The following is a 17095-nucleotide window of genomic DNA, read 5'->3' as shown; positions in this document are numbered from 1 at the left end:
TGGGTGCCGCGGGGGCGGTCAGTGCCGGTGGTGGCGGGTACGGAAGGCGCCCCAGCCGTGCCAGCGGTCGACTTCGATCCAGGCGGTGACGCGGCCGCGTCCGCGCTGCGTGTAGTCGTGGCCGAGGTAGCGCCGGGAGAGGCGGTCGATGTCGGTCAGGCCGGTGTCGTCGTACATCTCGGTGACGCGGCCGACCAGGCTCAGGTGCGTGTACCAGGAGTCTTCGTCGAGCACGGTGAGGGTGACCCGCGGGTCGTGGCGCAGGTGGCCGAGGCGGCGGCGCCCCTCGTCCATGTTGACCATCACCCGGCCGTCCTCCCAGAGGTACCAGGTCGCCACCGAGACCGGCTGCCCGTCGGGCCGCAGGGTCGCGATCACCGCAGGATTGGGCCTGCCCAGCATGGCGACGGCCTCGTCGGGAAGCGGGAGCCTCGGCATACGTCACTCCTGGGAGTCGTCGGTCGGGGACGCTCCAGCAGCGTACGGCGTCGCCACGCGGTTTCCCGGATTCCACGGCCCGCCGGGTGTCCGCCCGTGGCGGCGCGGAATCAGTCGGCGTGCCGTCAGAAGCTCTTCCCACGAGTCGGGTGGGCGCGCCGTCCCGGGCCCGGGCGGGTGGCCGGGCGATACTTGCGATCATGCGTGTCGCGGTGATGACGGCGGGTTCGCGTGGTGACGTCGCCCCGTTCACGGGCCTCGGGCACGAGCTGGCCTCGGCGGGCCACCGGGTCACGCTGGTGACGCATGCCCGGTTCGCGCCGCTCGCGGAGGCCGCCGGGCTGGACTTCCATCCGCTGCCCGTCGATCCGCGGGCGGTGCTGGAGTCGGCCCGCGGGCAGGGGCTGCACCGCAGCGCGGGCGGTGTCACCAGGTTCGCCCGGCTCGTCCCCATGGCCAGGTCACTGGTCGGCGGGATGGCCGACGGGCTGCTCGAGGCCGCCCGCGGCCACGACCTGCTGCTGCTGTCCGCGCCGGTCGCCCCGCTCGGCCACACCGTGGCGGAGGGACTGCACCTGCCGAGCATCGGCCTGCACCTGCAACCGCTGGCCGCCACGACCGAGTTCGGGCCGCCGGTGATCGGCACCCGGTCCTGGGGGCCGACCGGGAACAGACTGGCCGGCCGGGCCGTCAATGCCGCCGTGGACGCCATCTTCACCGACAGCATCCGCCGCGTCCGCGCGGACCTCGGGCTGCCGCCGCGCAGCCTGCGGTCCGTCCGCCGTGCCCGCGAGCGCACCGACTGGCCGGTCCTGCACGGCTTCAGCGAGCTGGTCGTGCGCCGGCCCCGGGACTGGCGGCCCGGACTGCGAGTGGCCGGCTACTGGTGGCCGTACGACCGGCCGGGGCAGCGCCTGCCCGCCGAGCTGGCCGACTTCCTGGCGGCCGGTCCGCCGCCGGTCTTCGTCGGGCTGGGCAGTGCCACGGTGCCCGATCCCGAGCGGGTCGCCCGGACGGTCGTCCGGGCCCTGCGCGCCGCGGGGCTGCGCGGCGTCGTCCAGCGCGGCTGGAGCGGCCTGCAGGCCGAGGGGGACGACGTGCTGACGGTCGGCGACGTGCCGCACAGCCTGCTGTTCCCGCACGTGGCGGCCGTGGTCCACCACGCGGGCGCGGGCACCGCCGCGGCCGCGCTGCGGGCCGGAGTGCCGTCCGTACCCGTCCCCGTCCAGTTCGACGCCGCCTTCTGGGCCGGGCGGCTCACCGCGCTCGGCACGGCGCCCTGTGCCGTCCCGCTGCGCCGGCTGGACGCCGGTGTCCTCGCCGATGCGCTGCGGCGGGCCACCGCCGACCCCGGGTACCGCCTGCGGGCACAGGCGCTGGCCGCACGCCTGCGCACGGAGGACGGTGTTGCGCCCGTCCTCGCCGCCGTCGGCCGATCGGCCGGCTGACCGCCACCGCGGGCGGCCCTGCGTCCGGCACCGACGGCGTGTCAGATCCAGGTGCAAGGGTGTGCCGCATGAACGACACCACCTCACGCGGTGCGGCGCAGCCGCCCGACCTGTTCGACCAGGCCCCGCCGGGCCCGTGGTCGTTCCTGGACCTTTCGCCGGCCGACCTGATGACCGGCACCGCCCTGCTGGCGGCGCTGCGCCGGGCGGAGGGCGCCGCCCGGGGCGAGCGGCGCGAGCTGTGGGGCTTCGCCGCGATGAACGCCGAGGCCGCGATGAACGCGTTGCCCGGCATGCGGCCGACCTCGGGCGAGCTGTGGGCCGCCGCGCACGAGTACGCCCAGATCGCGGCCTCCGTCGGCGGCTGAGGGCCGCCGACGCGGCCGGGCCGTCGGCCACCGCGGGGGCGGCCGACGGCCCGGGATCACGGGGTTTCGCGGTTACGCGGTGGGTGTCCAGCGTTGTGCGGTGCCGCCGTTGCAGGTGGCGAGGACGAGTTCGGTCCCGTTGGCGGTGCCGGAGCCCCGCGGGGCGAGGCACCGGCCGCCGTTGACGAGGGCGAGCTGCGGGCCCTGCTGCCAGCGCTGGCCGGCGGAGCCGTTGCAGGTCTGCACGGCGACGGTGGCCGCCGAGCCGTCGAGGCAGACCCCGCCGAGGCCGGTGAGCGCTCCGTCGGTGCGCAGGGTCCAGCGCTGGTTGCCGCCGCCGTGGCAGCTGTAGAGGGTCGGCCGGGTGCCGGGGGCGGTGACGCTGCCCGGCAGGTCGATGCAGGTGCCGGAGGCGCCGTTGACCAGGGTGGCGTTGCTCGGCAGCGGGACGGCCCGGCCGGTGGCGCCGATCTCGGCGGTGCTGGTCCACGGCCCGCGGTTGCCGGCCTCGGTGAGGGCGCGCAGCCGCAGGTAGCGGCCGTCCTTCGCGCCGAAGGTGATCCGCTGCAGGGCTGCGCTGTCGGGGAAGGTGCCGGTGGCGACCGGGTCTCCCCAGTCGGTGGTGGAGTCGGAGACGTACACCTCGTACCGGCCGATCCGGCCGTTGACGCCGCCGTCCTGGCGCGGGAGCTGGCTGAGCCCGTCGACGGTGTAGCGGGCGCCGAGGTCGATCCGGATGTCGTGCGGCAGCGGGGCCGCGGTGCCCGACCACTGGGTGTGCCAGATGGTGGCGTTGTTGCCGTCGAAGGCGTTGGTGGCTGCGCCGTTCTCCGCCGCGGTCTCCTGGCTGTCGACCTGGACGAGGGACCAGCCCGCGGTCGGGATGCCGGAGGAGACGGGGACGGGGGTGCCGGAGGGCAGGGTGAGCCCGGCGGCGGTGACGGTGAACGCCGAGGAGCGCGCGCCGGTCTTCACCCACAGCACGCCGGAGCGGTCGGCCGGGTCGAAGTACCAGCCGGTGGTCGCCGCGTCGTAGGCGCTGCGGCTCGACAGTGCGGGCAGTGCGGTGCCTCCGATGCTGACGCTGCTCGGGGCGGCCGCCGCGTGGACGGTGAACTCGTAGTCACGGGACGGTAGTTTGCCGGTCCAGTTGCCGTCGGCGGCGCCGACCGCGATGGTCACGTCGCCGCTGCCTGCGGTGGGTGCGGTCACGTCCACCTTCTGCCGGGAGAAGGCGCCGGACCGGTAGGCGCGGGTGGTGCCGTCGTCCTCGTAGAGGGTGAAGGTGGAGCTGCCGCGCGGGTGGACGTCGTAGGTGAGCCGGGAGACGGGCTTCTCGCCCGCGTAGTTCATCTGCGGCCACATCGGCACGATCGCACCGGACTTGACGAACAGCGGCAGGGTGTCGAGCGGCGCGCTGTAGCCGTTCAGCCAGCCGGGACCGGTGTACACCTTGCCCGTCCAGTAGTCCGTCCAGTTCCCGGCGGGCAGGTAGATGCCGTCGCGGACTGCGGTGTCGGAGACCACCGGGGCGACCAGGAAGGAGTCGCCGGCCATGAACTGGCCGCTGGTCGCATTGCCGCGGGCGACCGGGTCGTCCGGGTACTCCAGCACCATGGCGCGGGTGGCGGGCACGCCGGTGTCAGTGGCGTTGCGGCTCATCGTGTACAGGTAGGGCGTCAGCCGCATCTTCAGCTGCAGGTACTTGCGGTTGATCGACAGGTACGGCTCGGCGAAGCGCCAGGGCTGCTTGTCCTGGTAGCCGGCGGCGGGGTTGGTGGCGCCCCAGCCGGACATGGTCATGAACGCCGGGGTGAAGGCCTTCCACTGCAGGTCGCGGACATAGGTCTTGGGGCTGCCGCCGAAGATGCCGTCCACGTCGCCGGAGGCGTAGTTGAGCCCGGACAGGCCGGCGCCGGCGATCGCCGGGACGTGCCAGCGCATGGCGTCCCAGGTGCCGCTTGTGTCGCCCGTCCACACCACGGCGTTGCGCTGGGTGCCGGCCCAGCCGTCCACCGTCCAGACGAAGCGGCGGGCGTCGGAGTTGTTCTCGATGCCGTCGACGGCCTGCTGGACGCCGGCGAAGGCCTGCTTGTAGCCGCCGCCGATCCAGGCGACGTCCGTCTTCACCGCACGCGAACCGGCCGTCCCCACCTCCCAGTCGATGCCGCCGAGGCCGGTGGAGGTCCACAGCCCGGTGTTGAAGCCCTTGGCCTTCAGGGCGGCCACGGTGTTCGGCAGGTCGGTGTAGCCGCAGCCGTAGCCGTCGTTGGGCAGGAACCAGCCGGAGGGCATGTCGGCGGCCCGGGCGTCGGCGGCGTAGCCGGCCACGTCCGGCGTGGTCTGGTGGCGCAGCCGGTCGTGGTCGCCGCTGTAGTCGGGGTTGGAGGCGTTGAAGCAGTCGGCGTTGCCGAGTTCGAGGCCCCAGACCGGTGCGAGGAACGAAGTACCAGGCGTCGAAGCGTTTCTCGTCGTGGGTGAGCGCGGTCGGCGCGCCGAAGCTGTACGAGCCGGGGGCCCAGGTGTTGCGCATCACGCCGTAGCCGTTGGTCGACATGTAGAACGGCGCCGGGCTGGCGTTGGTGTTCTCCTTCCAGGAGTTGGACACCGCGACGGGGACGGTCTTGTCGCGCAGTGCCCACTCGCCGAGCCGCAGCCCGGTGCCGTAGAACTGCTCGTCGGCGCCGCGGGCGAGGTACTGGGTGGTCTGCGTGCCGGTCCAACTGGTCGGCTGGGACTCGGCCCAGAGCAGTGTGGCGTCGTCGGCCCGGTAAAGGGCGAAGGTGAGCGGCGACTTGGTGATGTGCAGGCTCACCGCCGAGGTCGCGATCCGGTAGTGGCTGCCCGCGTCGGTCAGGGTGGCGTTCACGGCACCGAAGTCGGTCTTCACGGCGAGGTCGGTGCCGGCCGGGTCGTCGGTGAACGCGCCGGTCGGGGACAGCCAGATGCGCAGGATGTCGGCCCTGGCGAGGACCACCCGGGCGGCGGCCCCGCCGGACGCGGTCACCGTGAAGGTGTTGCCGCTGCGGCTGATTCCCGTGACGTTCCCGGGAGTTGCGGCCCGGGCTGGGGCGGCCGGACCGAGGACGGCGACGAGCGCCGCTATGAGCAGAAGGGCCGGGGCGAGGGCGGTGCGACGGGAGCCGGGGCTCCCGGGCCGCGGCACGACGAAGGGTGGAGCGGATCGCACGGGGGTGCCTCCTCAGGAGGTCTGCGGGGTCCGATGGCTCAACTGGCGGACGCGCAGGGGCAGTCGAGCAATGACATGACAGCAGAGGCACCAGGTGACGTCAATTGCGCGTTCGAGCCGAATTTCGCGCAGTATTGCGCATCGGTGCGCGTAGCATTGCGCAGAGCGGGCAGACGCAAAGGGACGCGGAGAACCGCGCGATGCAGTTCTCCGCGCCCCTCGGAAGCAGCCGTTACGGGCGGGTGAAGGTGTGGTGGGTGACGCCGCTCGGGGTGGTCACGGACTCGATGTGGAACCGCTGTTCGAGGCCCTCGAGTCCGTCCCAGAACCGGACCCCGCGGCCCAGCAGGATCGGTGCGACCACGACGTGCAGGTGGTCGACGAGGTCGGCGGCCAGGAACTCGCGGATCACGGTCGCCCCGCCGCCGATCCGCACGTCGAGCCCGCCGGCAGCCTCCCGCGCCCGGCGGAGCACCTCCGCCGGGGAGGCGTCGACGAAGTGGAAGGTGGTGCCGCCCTCCATCTCCACCGAGGGCCAGGGGTGGTGGGTGAGTACGAAGACCGGCGTGTGGAAGACCGGGTTCGGGCCCCACCAGCCCGTCCACTCGTGGTCCTTCCAGGGGCCGCGCTGCGGGCCGAACTTGTTCCGGCCCATGATCTCGGCGCCGATCCCCTCGCCCCAGGCGCGGGCCATCTCGTCGTCGAGCCCGGTCCCCCCGCCGTCCTGCCCCTGCATCTGCCGGAACGTCCGGGTGTGGTGGAACCAGTCGAGCAGCCGCTCCCCCGCGTGCCCGAACGGCGCCTCCAGGCTCTGCCCCTCACCGGTGCCGTAGCCGTCCAGCGAGACGGTGAAATTGTGCACGCGCACTCGGGACACGACGTGACCTCCAGCCTCCGGGCGGCCCGGCCCGCCCCGGGACCGGCCCTCACCCGGCGACCCTATCCCCGCCCCGCGCCGACCGGCCGCAGCCCACGACGTGCGTCGCCCGCCCGGGCGACCGCCGGCCGGCGCCACGGACCGGGTGGGCCCCTGTGCCGGGATGCGCGGGTCGGCCGTGCGGGGCAAGGTCGAGGCATGACCGATGTCGTCGTACTCCTCGAACTGGAACCGTCCACGGAGGTGCTGGACGCCGGCGAGGTCGACGTCGGCGCACGCATCCGGTGGGTGCACGCCGCACCGCCCGACCCCCAGGACTCCGACCGGCCCGCTGCCACCACCTTCTGCGGCCTGGACACCGGCGACCTGGAGCAGGAGCCCTACCGGCCCGAAGGCCCCGACGACCCTTGGTACCCCTCGTCCCAGACGACCCGGCACTGCCTCACCTGCGACGAGGCCCTGAAGTCCCGCTGAGAAGTCCCGCCGGGCGCGCTGCTGCGGAGCCGGCCGTCCGGCGCCGGCCGGGACGCCGGGTCAGCGGACGGCGGTGTCCCCGCCGGTGTCGGGCGGGGTGGTGAGGGCGCGGACCAGGCCGTCGCTGAGGGTGCGCACCATGCCGCCGTCGGGGTCGTGGTCGGGGTTGATCTCGGTGACGACGACGGCGGCCAGTTGCGGGGCCCGGGCGAACTCGGCGAGGCAGTCCAGGGCGACCGCGAGCGGCAGACCCTCGTTGAAGTGCGGGAAGTTGGCGAGCGGCAGCTCGGTGGAGTCGATCACGTCGACGTCGAAGTGCAGCAGGAGGTGGGAGTGCCCGGCCGCCAGGGTGCGGCGGGCCGTGCGGGCCGCGGCGATCGGCTCGCTGCCGGGGGCGATGACCTCGGTGCAGGGGTGGGTGCGCAGGCCGTGGCCGGTGAGGACGTCCTGGTGGTGCGGGCCGACCTCGGCGGGATCGTGGCCGAAGGCGATGACCGACTCGGCGGGGAGCAGCGGGGTCCGCGGTCCGATGTCCCGCAGTTCGGGGACGCCTTCGCCGAGCAGGTGGGCGAGCACCATCGAGTCGAGGATGCCGGAGAGCCCGGTGCCGGGCACCGACAGGTCGAGGTCGCCGTCGAAGTAGAGCAGGCCGGTGTCCGGCCACCGGGCGACCAGGGCGGCGGCTACGCCGAGGGTGATGGTGCAGTCGCCGCCGACGACCAGCGGCAGGACGCCGTCGTCGAGCAGCCGCCCGACCCGCTCGGCGACGCTCCGGGCGACCTCCGCGACCAGGCCGAGGTTCTGCCGGTCGCGGTTCGCGGGGTCGGTGCGGAACGGCACCACCGGCAGGTCGCCGTCGTCGCGGACGAAGGCCCCGGCGGCCCGCAGCCCGTCGACCAGCCCGGCGGCGCGAACGGCGGCGGGTGCCTTCTCCTGGCCGGGCCCGTGGGTGCCGGCGCAGGACGGGACTCCCAGCAGTGCGATCTCGCGAGGCATCCGGTGGCCCTCTCCGCTCGGGCGGCCGCCGCCCCGGGGGCGGTCGGCATCCAGATCGAGCCTATGGCGCGTCCTCGAACCCGGCCACGGGTCACTCGGGCACGAGGGGCTGCGCTATGCGGGAGGAGGCGCTGCGACACCACGGGCACGGCTGCCCGGCCGGGGGCGGGGGCTTCAGGGGGTGCCGAGGGTGACCACGGCTGCGGCGCCGTCGACCTCGGTGAGGCGGGCGCCGTCGCCGCGGAGCAGGACGGCGTCGAAGCGCTCGAGCCGCAGCGGGGCGGCCTCCGGTGCGGCGGGGGCGAGCTCGGCGGTGCCGGCCAGGCAGACGACGAGCAGTTCGGCGCCTGCGGGGACGGGCAGCGGGCGGGCCGAGCGGGCGATCGCGACCTCGGCCGTCGCACGGCCGCGCCGGGTCATCACGTTGAAGTCGACGACCGGGCCCGCGAGCAGCCGGCAGTCGGTGGGCGCGTCGCCGGGGAAGGGGAACGGCCGGTACGGCGCGTCGAGCACCTGCTCGGTACCGGCGACGGTGAGGGCCATCCCGGTGCCCTCGACGAGCGTGATCACGCGGTCGACCCCGGCGAAGCCCGAGAACGGCCCGCCCCGGTCGACGTCCGCCAGGCTGATCCGCCAGTCGAAGTCGGTCATCCCGGAGCCTTCCGGCCGGGCGGCGACCTCACGGGTCACGCCGCCGCCGTTCAGCCACGGCACGGCCTGCCGCTCGCTCGCCCGCAGTACTTCCAGGGTCACGCCCGCCCCGTTCCTCCGCCGTTCTCCGTGCGCGGGCGATTCTGCCACGGGCGCGCCCGCCGGGCCCGGACCGCGGCCGCTGCACCGCACGGGAGATCCACGTCACATCCGATTCCGGGCAAACCATGACACAGTGGATGGAAGTGATACCGCTCAACCGAGGACATCACCCATGCATCACGGAGCCCATCCCGCTCCCGCACCTGCCCCCCGTGCCAACGTCGCACTCGCCCGAGGCTGCACCGAATGTCGCGGCTGGGGCAGTGTGATCACCGAAGCCGGCCGGCACGAACTGTGCCCGTCGTGCCAGCACACCGACGACGCCGTACAGGGCGACGAGGAACCTCCCGCACCGGCATCCAACGCTCTCCGGCAGCCGGTCGTCCGACCTGCCTGAGCACCTTCTCCCTGGGCGCGTCCCGGGCCCGTGGGCCACAGCGGTCACGCCGCCGTACGGCCGCCCTTCCAGCGCAGCAGTGCCGAGCCTCCGGCGTCCGGGGTCAGCCAGCTCCCGTCGCCGAGGGCGAGCGGGTACCCGCCCACCGGGCGCGGATAGGCGACCGGGCCGAGCGGGCGCAGCGTGAGGGCATCGAGCAGCCAGTGCTGCCTCTCCTCGCGACGACCTGCGTCGTGGGCCGCGGCGATCACGGTGTGGCCGTCGACGAATCCGGCGGCGTAGCCCCACCGCGGTGCCTCGTCGCCATCGGCGACGAGGTCGCCGGCTGCGCGTTCAGTCACGACGAGTCCGTCCGTGGAGCGGTGCAGCTGCAGGCCGTCCCGGCCGTGCGGGGTGCTCAGGAAGGCCCGGCCGCTGGAATGGACGTCCACCGGGATGCGGAAGCCGTCACCGACCTCACGGACCGTCAACCCGGTTCCGTCCCAGTGCCCGAGGTACGCGGGGGTGCCGTCCTGGCCCTGGCCGGTGGAGAGCAGCATGTGCGCTCCGTCCGGGTACGGCAGGTGGTTCGAACCGCCCGTGCCGCCCTCGAGCCGGGCGCGGCCCGGCACCGCCCCGTCCGCGGCATCGAGGATCAGCCACTCCTCGTACGAGTCGACCGCAAGGTCGCCGTGGTCCAGGTCCGGCAGGACGTGGGCCCACACCAGCGTGCCGTCGGGGCTCACCGCGCACGATCCGGACCAGAGCCCGTGGCACGGCACGTCGGCGCTGCCGTGTGCGTGCGGGCCGTCGCCCCAGCACCCGTGCCGGTACTCCCAGCGGGTCCGGCCGTCCGCCTCCAGGGCGAGGACGGAACGCTGGCCGGCGAGGACGATCAAGCTGCCGTCGGCGCTCGCCCCGCAGGCGCTGTTGCGCCACCCCGGCCACGGGTCGGGCACCACGGCGAGCAGCCCCGGGCCCCCGTCGAACGCGGCGAGGAGGTCGGCCAGCCGGATCGTGCCCGCGTCGCGCAGCAGGGCGTGCCGCGAACCGGACGGATGCCGGAGCAGGGCGTGGCCGCCGACCACCGCGGCGGCGTCGGGCAGCAGAACGGTGCCGGTCGGGCGGGCGTGGAACGTCATCGGGCCTCCTGGGCACAGCACCGTACCCGCCCGCACCGACAGGCCCGGGCGGCACCGAGTGGCCCACGGTCATGGCGGGCCGATGGCCCTGCCCCGGCGCCGGATCGGCTCCTGGGCCCGGGCGGGTGACCACCGAAGCCGACTTCTTCTTCGACCCCGTCTGCCCGTTCGCCTGGATCACCTCCCGCTGGATGCCGGAGGTCGAGAGCCGGCGCGAACTCGACCTCACCTTCCGGGTCATGGGCTTCCCCCGCCTCTTCGAACTCAAGCGCATCCGGACGGGCGCCCTCGACTTCACCTGAGCGACTCGCCGACGCTCCGGCGGTGACGGTCGGCCAGGGCACAGGCCAGGGTCACCGTCACCAGCACGGCGGCCATCGCCCGCAGCAGGGCGCTCTCGTAGTAGGTGTCGGTGACCAGTCGCACCGCCGAGTACCCGGCCACCGGCCCGGCCGCCCCGGCGACGGCCAGCGGGAGCAGCGCGTCCCGTACCGGCCGGTGCCACAGCGCCACCGCGACGACCAGCAGGGCGCCGCCCGCCGCGAGCAGCGGGGTGCCGAAGGCGGCGCCGTAGCGGATCGCCAGCGCGGGCACCAGGAACAGCACGAGCGACCGGCGCAGCACCGCCCGGAGGGCGGCCACGCTCCCGTGGTCGGCGGTGTCGGCCGGCCGGTACCGGGCGGTGGCCGCCAGCACCAGCAGGGCGAGCAGTGCCTCGGGCCAACGGGTTTGCAGGTGACCGAGGTTGTAGAGCAGGGCGGTGTCGTAGACCACCATGACCAGCTGCCCGACGGCCCAGAGCGAGGCGGCGAAGAGCAGCAGTCCGAGCGCCCCGGGCTGCCGGTCGGGGCCGGGTTCGCGCCGGGCGAGTGCGGTGAGAAGCGGCGCGGTGAGGGCGGCCGACGCCGCGCGGATCACCAGGTCCTGGGTGGTCCACGGGTTGTACAGGTCCCACTCGACCACGCCGAAGACCACCGTGTACGAGAGCGCGGCCGACCACACCAGCGGCCGGGAGCCGAGCGCCGTCCGGTAGAGGGCGGGGCTGAGCCGACGCAGCACCGTGCCGTAGGCGAGCAGCACGAACGGCAGTTCCAGGAAGGCCTGGACCCGGAGCACGGTGGGTGCGAACAGCCCGGGTGCGGGCAGGTGGTCGGCCAGCCGGCGGATCAGCGGATTGCCGACGGGCTGCTCGAACCAGCCGGGCGGCAGGTAGCGGGTGACGAAGGAGGTGTCCCCGCCGTGCACCCGGAGCAGGTAGGCGGAGCAGAGCAACTGGTTGAGGTAGACCAGGGCGATCACCACTGCCAGCAGGACACCCGGGGCAACGGTGCGGCCGGCCCGGGACGGTGCCGGGCGGGCCGGCAGCCGGGAGCCGAGCAGCAGCCCGGCGAACACGGAGGCGGCCGTGGTGGCGTCGACCAGGAGGGCGGTGATCGTCATTGCACGACCGTAGTTGCCGCGTCCGGGTCCGCCAACCGCCGTGCCCGGAACGGCAGGTCCGCCGGCACCGGGACGGGGTGCCGAAACCGCGGGCGGGGAGAAGAGTGGAGGCATGAGCATCGTCGTTCTGCACGAGCCGGCGGCGGACAGCGCGGCTCTCCGGCCCGCGGGGCCGGGTGGCGGGGCGGGTGGCACCACGGTGCACGCGGCGCCGGCCGACGTTCCGCTCACCCGCACCTTCTGCGGGGAGGAGGCCGAGGGCATGAGCCAGGTCGACCTGGAGTCCACGCCCTCCGCGTCCTGGTACCCGTCACCGTCCACCGCCCGGATCTGCCCCGACTGCGACCGCACCGTCACCCAGGGGCACTGGAGCCGCCCCTAGATGTGGTGGGTGAACCGCCCGCGGACTGCGTCGGCAGGCCGCGGGCGCGGGCGGTGTCGGCCTCGTCGCGGAATCCCGGTACCGGGTCCGGTGGCGGTGATGTCAGGTCGTCAGCCCGTCCGCCGTCCACCGGGCGGCCGGGTCGTCGCACGGGCCGAGGCCGATCGGCTCGCCCTCGCCGCGGTCGACCAGACAGCCGCCCCCGCCGATCCGGACGGTGAACCGGACCCGGTCGGGCTCCCGGTTCCACGGGTCGGATGCGCCCACCGGGGCGAAGGACCACAGCTGCGCCGGGTCGCCGCGCATGCCCTGCGTGCGGTCGGGGCGGAGCCGGACGGTGCCGTCCGGGTCGGCGGTGAGCAGCAGCGGGCCGGTGTCGTCGGCGTTCAGCAGCACCGAGCGCAGGGCGAGCCGGCCGTCCGCGGTCGGCGTCACCAGCCACTCCTGCGGGTCCCGGCCGTCGGCCGGCATGGTGAGGACGGCGGCGGCGTCTGCGGCGCGCGACGATCCCAGGCCGGCCGCGTGCAGCCGCAGGCCCGAGCGGTCGGCGGTCAGGACGCCGAGCCCCTTGTCCGGCAGCGTCCGGACCGCGCTGTACGTCGGCCGGAGCGGCCGCTCGGCGGCGCCGGCCTCGTGCCCGGCGCGGTCGGCGGGGCCGGTGTGCACCGGCTCTGCGGGCGGGGCTTCCGCCGCGGTGCCGACCGCGGAGGCCTCGGCGGGGCGGCCGAGCGCGGCGCCCAGCAGCACGGTCGGCACCAGGGCGAGTGCGGCGGTGGCCTTCGCGGCGGTGCGTGCGGGTCGGTACGGCATCAGGTGAGGAACCCCCGTGGCGGTCGTTCGGTCGGTCCGGTGTGCTGCCACCGGTCCGGTGTGGTGCGGCCCTCGGGACCTGCTGCGCCGTTCGCCGCCGGACCCGTCTCGCTCACCAACGAGGGGAGGCCGCAAATGTCACGTGCCGGGGCGATCCGGGTGTTCTGCGCATATGACGGCCCGCGGCCCGGCACACTGTCGGGCGGAGCAGGTTCGTCCCGAGGAGGCGGCGATGGCTGAGAGTGCCCTGTGCTTCTGCGCGGTGGCCGCTCAGGGGCACCTCTGCGTGGTCGCAGCGCAGGGGCGGTGCGCGGACTGCGGCCGCGCGTACTGCCCGTCGCACGCCGCGCCCCCGTCGAGCGGGCCGCAGGACCAGTGCACGGACTGCCGGCGGGCGGTGGTCTCCCGCGCCGAGGAGCGGCGGGCGCGGGTGCTGGCCGCGGAGGAGCCGGTCCGGCAGGCCCGGGTGGCCGCCGCGGAGGGGTTCCTCGGGGCCATGACGGCGGCGGGCAGCCCGGGGGTCGCCGCCTGGCGGGCCGAGGGCCCGGACGTTCCGGTCGGCACGGTCTCCGGATGGCTGCTGGAGGGCTGGGCGCACGAGGCGGCGGCGTCCGACGCCCGGGGCGACCGCGGGCACGCGACGCGGAACATCGTGCTCACCACCGGGCACATCGGGGTGGCCCGGGACGAGGCCCGGACGATGTGGGAGGCGTATGCGCTGTTCCGACCGGACGAGGAGGTCGCCCGGCACTTCCGCAGGCCCCTCGACCGCAGGGCGCGCGCGTACCGCCGGTACCGCCGCCGGCCGCTGGTGGTGACCCGCCTCGTCCCGTTCGCGGATCTCCGACTGGACGTCGGCAGCGGCTACGTCGACCGGCTGCTCTCCGGCCCGGGCGGCTTCGTCTTCGGGGTGCACCGCGATCTCGGCCCGCTGCTGGCCGGCGCGGCCCGCGCGCACGGGGTCGTCTGGCAGCCGTGACGGCCGCGGAACGCCCGGACGGCGTCACGGCAGTGACGGACGGGTGGGGCTGCCGGGGGCGCCGGGGCCGGTGAGCGGCGGCGCGGGCAGGTCGGCCCAGACGGTCTTGCCGTCGTCGGGCACGGGGTCGTGGCCCCAGCGTGCGGCGAGCCGCTCGACGATGTCCAGCCCGCGGCCGTACGGGAGGCCGGGCTTGTAGGGGCCGCCCGCCCGGAGCGAGCCGGGCCCGGTGTCGGTGACGGCCACCACGACCCGGCCGCCGGCCGGGTCCAGGTCCAGGTCGAGGCCGGTCGGACCGGAAGTGTGGGCGCAGGCGTTGGCGACGAGTTCGCAGACCACCAGGACGATGTCGTCGTACGTCCGGCGGGCGTCCGGCGCGTGGGGGCGGGCGCCGCCGGTCCAGGCGTCGAGGGTGCGCTGGACGAAGGCCAGGGCGTTGGTGATGTTGTCGGGGCGCCCCGGGGCCAGCGTCAGCCGGCGGTGGTCAGCAGGTAGCGCAACACGACGGGACATGGCTCCCTTCCCCCAGGTCTCGGCGGGCTGTCGGACACCTCGCGTGTGTCCCGTCCCGGGGATGTCTAACGCGGAAGGCCCGGCGATTTCCGCCGGGACCGCGCCCCGCCCCTCAGCCGCGTCGTCCCTCAGCCGCGCGGACCGTCGGGCAGGGCCGCGCCGGGCCGGTCGGCGTCGGCGCCGGGCCACGGGCCGGGCGCGGGGACGACCGGCTTCTCGGAGGTCTCGGTGCGGGCCACCCGGAAGCCCGCCGCCCGGTAGGTGCGGAGCGCGGCGGGGCCGTCCAGCGAGCAGGTGTTGACGGTGACCGTGCGGGTGGTCGGCAGCGCGGGGTGCCGGTCGGCGAGGTCCCAGGCCCGGGCGAGGCCGGTGCCGAGCAGGTGCCGGCCCAGGCCGCGGCCGATGAACGCCGGGAGCAGCCCGAAGTAGGCCACCTCGACGGTGCCCCCGTCCCGCGGCTCCAGCTGGACGTATCCGGCGGGCGTCCCGGCGACGTAGGCGACCCAGGTCTCCACACCGTCCCGGTCCAGCCACTGCTGCCACTGCCGGTACGTCCACGGCAGCCGGTCGGTCCAGGTCCACGGGCCGCCGACGGCGGTGTAGAGGAAGCGGGCGAACTCCGGTCCGGTCTCCTCGGCCCTGACCACCTGCAGTGCGACGCCCTCCGGCGCGGGCGCGGTCACCAGGTCGTCGCGGGAGGTCTGCTCCAGGTACCAGGTGGTCAGCGTGATCGTCTCGCTCATGGCCACACACTCTCACGCCCGCCGGGCCGCCCGGCCGGGGGCCGCCGCGGCCGTGCCCCGCGGCTCAGCGGGTCTCGCGGCGCAGCCGCATCTCGGCCTCGGCGATGTGGTCGCGGCCCGGGGCCAGCTCTTCCCGCACCCGCCGCTCGATCTCGACGAAGGTCCGGTGGTAGTCCTCGTCGTAGGCCTCGACGACCTGGAAGGTCCACATGCCCGGCAGCACGTCGCGGCCCTCCACCTCCCGGGCGACCAGCTCGGCCAGCTCCTCGTGCCCGGCCGCTCGCAGTGCCCGGACGGCCCGGCCGACCGTCCGGTGCGCACGGCCCGTCAGCTGGTGGAAGTCGTAGAGCCGGCCGCGGGCCCGTTCGGTCGTCTCCAGAGCCTCCGAGAGCAGCCCGAGCGCCTCCACCGTCCCGTCGTCCATTCCCTCCGGCCGGGTGTGCCGCCGGTCCTGCGCATCCTCGTCGCCCATGCCCGTCCTCCGGCGTGCCGCCCGAATGTCCGTCCTTCCAGCTTCGCCGTACCGGACGCACCCGGCATGCGGCCGGGGCGGCCACCGCTCCGGCGGGCGCTGCCCGACCGGCGGCAATCCGATGGCAATCGGGCGTCAATCGGCGGACGGCAGGCTTGGTCCGGTCGAGGACGAGGGGGACACACGCCATGAGGGACGGCAGAGGGACGGGACGGGGCCACGCGGTCGTCGCGGGGGCGGGGATCGGCGGGCTGCTGGCCGCGCGGGTGCTGAGCGAGCACTTCGAGCGGGTCAGCGTGATCGAGCGGGACGCGCTGCCGGAGGACGGCGTCCCGCGGCGCGGGGTGCCGCAGAGCCACCACGCGCACGGCATGCTCTCGAAGGGCTTCGAGGTCCTGCAGGACCTCTTCCCCGGGCTGCGCGAGGACCTGGTGGCGCGCGGGGCGCTCGTCCGGGACGTGCAGTCGGACGTGAACTGGTTCAACGACGGGCGCCGGCTGCGGCGCGAGCCCTCGCAGCTGCCCTGCCTGATGGTCGGCCGGCCGGGGCTCGAGCGGTACCTGCGCTCGCGGGTCGCGGCCCTGCCGGGCGTGGAGATCCACCAGCGGACGGAGATCCTCGAGCCGCTGGCCGACCCCGCCGGCCGGGTCACCGGTGTGCGCCTGCTGCGGGTGAACGCGGAGCCCGAGGTGCTCGACGCCGACCTGGTGGTGGACGCGACCGGCCGCAGCAACCGCGGCGCCACCTGGCTGCGGGCCCTGGGCTACGAGGCCGCCCCGGAGGAGCGGGTGGACTCCGGGCTGGTCTACGTCTCCCGGGAGTACCGCCGCCGGCCGGGCGACGCGGACGCGGACGCCTTCGTGGTCGGGGCCTCGGCCGACGCACCGCGCGGCGGGGTCGCGCTCAGCGGCGAGGGCGACCGCTGGCTGGTCACCCTGTTCGGCATGAACGGCGACGTCCCGCCGGTGGACCCGGAGGGCTACCACCGGTTCGCGCAGCGCCTGGCCGTGCCCGACCTGCACCGACTGCTGGAGCGGCTGGAGCCGCTGACCGCGCCGCGGCTGATGCGCAGCCCGGTGTCGATCCGCCGCCGGTACGAGCGGCTCGCCCGCTTCCCGGAGGGGTACCTGGTGATCGCCGACGCGCTGTGCCAGTTCAACCCGACCTACGGTCAGGGGATGACGGTCGCGGCGTGCGAGGCGGCGGCGCTGCGCGAGTGCCTGGCGGAGGAGTCCGCCGCGCCGCTGGCACAGCGGTTCTTCCGCCGCGCGGCCAGGATCACGGACGTGGCCTGGGACATGTCGGTCGGCGGCGACCTGCGGTTCCCGTTCGTCGAGGGGCGCCGCACTCCGCGCGTCCGGTTGCTCAACCGGTACGTGGCGCGCATCCACCGCGCGGCGGAGGCCGATCCGACGGTCGGACGGGCCTTCCTGGCCGTGGCCAACCTGGAGGAGCCGCCGCAGCGGCTGATGGCGCCCGCAATGCTGGCCCGGGTGCTGCGGCCGCGGTCGGCACCGGCACGGTCGACCGCATCGGCAGCCCCGGCTGCGCCGGCCACCGGCGTGCACCCCGCGGAGCGGGCCGCCTCCTGAAAGGCACTGCGGGCTCCTGAAAAGGCCCTGCGGGCCCCTGAAAGGCCCTGCGGGAAATGGCACTGCGGGCGCGGTGCACCGCGGCCGGGCCTCTGGACAGCC

General features: G+C 75.1%; 17 protein-coding genes and 2 pseudogenes. 7 read left to right on the top strand and 12 right to left on the bottom strand.

Annotated features, from left to right (window positions below; genetic code table 11):
- Positions 1-18: 18 nt before the first annotated feature.
- Positions 19-438 (bottom strand): PPOX class F420-dependent oxidoreductase, encoded by a 420-nt coding sequence (locus AB0M03_RS00660; RefSeq protein ID WP_363486828.1) that lies wholly within the window; start codon positions 436-438, stop codon positions 19-21.
- Positions 439-638: 200 nt separating this feature from the next.
- Here AB0M03_RS00660 and AB0M03_RS00655 point away from each other — a divergent pair, with 200 nt between their 5' ends.
- Positions 639-1886, top strand: coding sequence for a glycosyltransferase (locus AB0M03_RS00655; RefSeq protein WP_363486826.1), 1248 nt, complete (start codon positions 639-641; stop codon positions 1884-1886).
- 68 nt (positions 1887-1954) lie between these two features.
- Positions 1955-2254 carry a hypothetical protein gene (locus AB0M03_RS00650; RefSeq protein WP_363486823.1) on the top strand — a complete coding sequence of 100 codons (300 nt, stop codon included), beginning with the start codon at positions 1955-1957 and terminating at the stop codon, positions 2252-2254.
- Positions 2255-2326: 72 nt separating this feature from the next.
- On the opposite strand, the gene AB0M03_RS00645 is transcribed toward AB0M03_RS00650, so the two are convergent.
- The 3 genes and pseudogenes from AB0M03_RS00645 to AB0M03_RS00635 all read right to left on the bottom strand — a co-directional run bounded on the left by AB0M03_RS00645 (position 2327) and on the right by AB0M03_RS00635 (position 6321).
- On the bottom strand, positions 2327-4585 hold the full coding sequence (locus AB0M03_RS00645) for a TIM-barrel domain-containing protein (protein WP_363486821.1): 2259 nt from the start codon (positions 4583-4585) through the stop codon (positions 2327-2329).
- 235 nt (positions 4586-4820) lie between these two features.
- Positions 4821-5231 (bottom strand): annotated as a pseudogene (locus AB0M03_RS00640) (DUF4968 domain-containing protein); the annotation flags it as partial.
- A 445-nt stretch (positions 5232-5676) separates the two neighbouring features.
- Positions 5677-6321, bottom strand: coding sequence for a dihydrofolate reductase family protein (locus tag AB0M03_RS00635; RefSeq protein ID WP_363486819.1), 645 nt, complete (start codon positions 6319-6321; stop codon positions 5677-5679).
- A gap of 198 nt (positions 6322-6519) precedes the next feature.
- On the opposite strand from AB0M03_RS00635, the gene AB0M03_RS00630 reads away from it, so the two are divergent.
- Entirely contained in the window at positions 6520-6795 is a 276-nt protein-coding gene (locus AB0M03_RS00630; protein ID WP_363486817.1) for a hypothetical protein, read from the top strand.
- A gap of 60 nt (positions 6796-6855) precedes the next feature.
- On the opposite strand, the gene AB0M03_RS00625 is transcribed toward AB0M03_RS00630, so the two are convergent.
- The 3 genes from AB0M03_RS00625 to AB0M03_RS00615 form a co-directional block, all read right to left on the bottom strand.
- A complete protein-coding gene (locus AB0M03_RS00625) occupies positions 6856-7791 on the bottom strand; it encodes an arginase family protein (protein WP_363486815.1) in 936 nt (311 codons plus the stop codon).
- Positions 7792-7965: 174 nt separating this feature from the next.
- Positions 7966-8544, bottom strand: a complete 579-nt coding sequence (locus AB0M03_RS00620; RefSeq protein WP_363486813.1) for a HutD family protein — start codon at positions 8542-8544, stop codon at positions 7966-7968.
- Between the two features lie 441 nt (positions 8545-8985).
- Positions 8986-10062, bottom strand: a complete 1077-nt coding sequence (locus AB0M03_RS00615) for a hypothetical protein (RefSeq protein WP_363486811.1) — start codon at positions 10060-10062, stop codon at positions 8986-8988.
- Positions 10063-10133: 71 nt separating this feature from the next.
- On the opposite strand from AB0M03_RS00615, the pseudogene AB0M03_RS00610 reads away from it, so the two are divergent.
- Positions 10134-10304: pseudogene (locus tag AB0M03_RS00610) on the top strand (DsbA family protein); the annotation flags it as partial.
- A 52-nt stretch (positions 10305-10356) separates the two neighbouring features.
- Here AB0M03_RS00610 and AB0M03_RS00605 read toward each other — a convergent pair.
- Positions 10357-11502, bottom strand: coding sequence for a hypothetical protein (locus AB0M03_RS00605; protein WP_363486809.1), 1146 nt, complete (start codon positions 11500-11502; stop codon positions 10357-10359).
- Positions 11503-11614: 112 nt separating this feature from the next.
- On the opposite strand from AB0M03_RS00605, the gene AB0M03_RS00600 reads away from it, so the two are divergent.
- Positions 11615-11884: a hypothetical protein gene (locus AB0M03_RS00600; RefSeq protein ID WP_363486807.1), complete on the top strand. Its 270-nt coding sequence runs from the start codon at positions 11615-11617 to the stop codon at positions 11882-11884.
- A 102-nt stretch (positions 11885-11986) separates the two neighbouring features.
- Here AB0M03_RS00600 and AB0M03_RS00595 read toward each other — a convergent pair whose 3' ends face one another.
- On the bottom strand, positions 11987-12694 hold the full coding sequence (locus AB0M03_RS00595) for a hypothetical protein (RefSeq protein ID WP_363486805.1): 708 nt from the start codon (positions 12692-12694) through the stop codon (positions 11987-11989).
- A gap of 232 nt (positions 12695-12926) precedes the next feature.
- Between AB0M03_RS00595 and AB0M03_RS00590 the strand changes: the two genes are divergently transcribed.
- On the top strand, positions 12927-13673 hold the full coding sequence (locus AB0M03_RS00590; RefSeq protein WP_363486803.1) for a hypothetical protein: 747 nt from the start codon (positions 12927-12929) through the stop codon (positions 13671-13673).
- 24 nt (positions 13674-13697) lie between these two features.
- On the opposite strand, the gene AB0M03_RS00585 is transcribed toward AB0M03_RS00590, so the two are convergent.
- The 3 genes from AB0M03_RS00585 to AB0M03_RS00575 form a co-directional block, all read right to left on the bottom strand.
- Positions 13698-14186 (bottom strand): ATP-binding protein, encoded by a 489-nt coding sequence (locus tag AB0M03_RS00585; protein ID WP_363486801.1) that lies wholly within the window; start codon positions 14184-14186, stop codon positions 13698-13700.
- Between the two features lie 128 nt (positions 14187-14314).
- Positions 14315-14929, bottom strand: a complete 615-nt coding sequence (locus AB0M03_RS00580) for a GNAT family N-acetyltransferase (RefSeq protein WP_363486799.1) — start codon at positions 14927-14929, stop codon at positions 14315-14317.
- A gap of 64 nt (positions 14930-14993) precedes the next feature.
- Positions 14994-15401, bottom strand: coding sequence for a hypothetical protein (locus AB0M03_RS00575; protein WP_363486797.1), 408 nt, complete (start codon positions 15399-15401; stop codon positions 14994-14996).
- A 188-nt stretch (positions 15402-15589) separates the two neighbouring features.
- Here AB0M03_RS00575 and AB0M03_RS00570 point away from each other — a divergent pair, with 188 nt between their 5' ends.
- On the top strand, positions 15590-16993 hold the full coding sequence (locus AB0M03_RS00570) for an FAD-dependent monooxygenase (protein WP_363486795.1): 1404 nt from the start codon (positions 15590-15592) through the stop codon (positions 16991-16993).
- The last annotated feature ends 102 nt before the right edge of the window (positions 16994-17095 follow it).

Origin of the sequence: Kitasatospora sp. NPDC051914 (assembly GCF_040680995.1) — a bacterium.
Classification (GTDB): domain Bacteria; phylum Actinomycetota; class Actinomycetes; order Streptomycetales; family Streptomycetaceae; genus Kitasatospora.
Note: the sequence above shows the minus strand (reverse complement) of the source record. Positions and strands in the feature narration are given on the sequence as shown.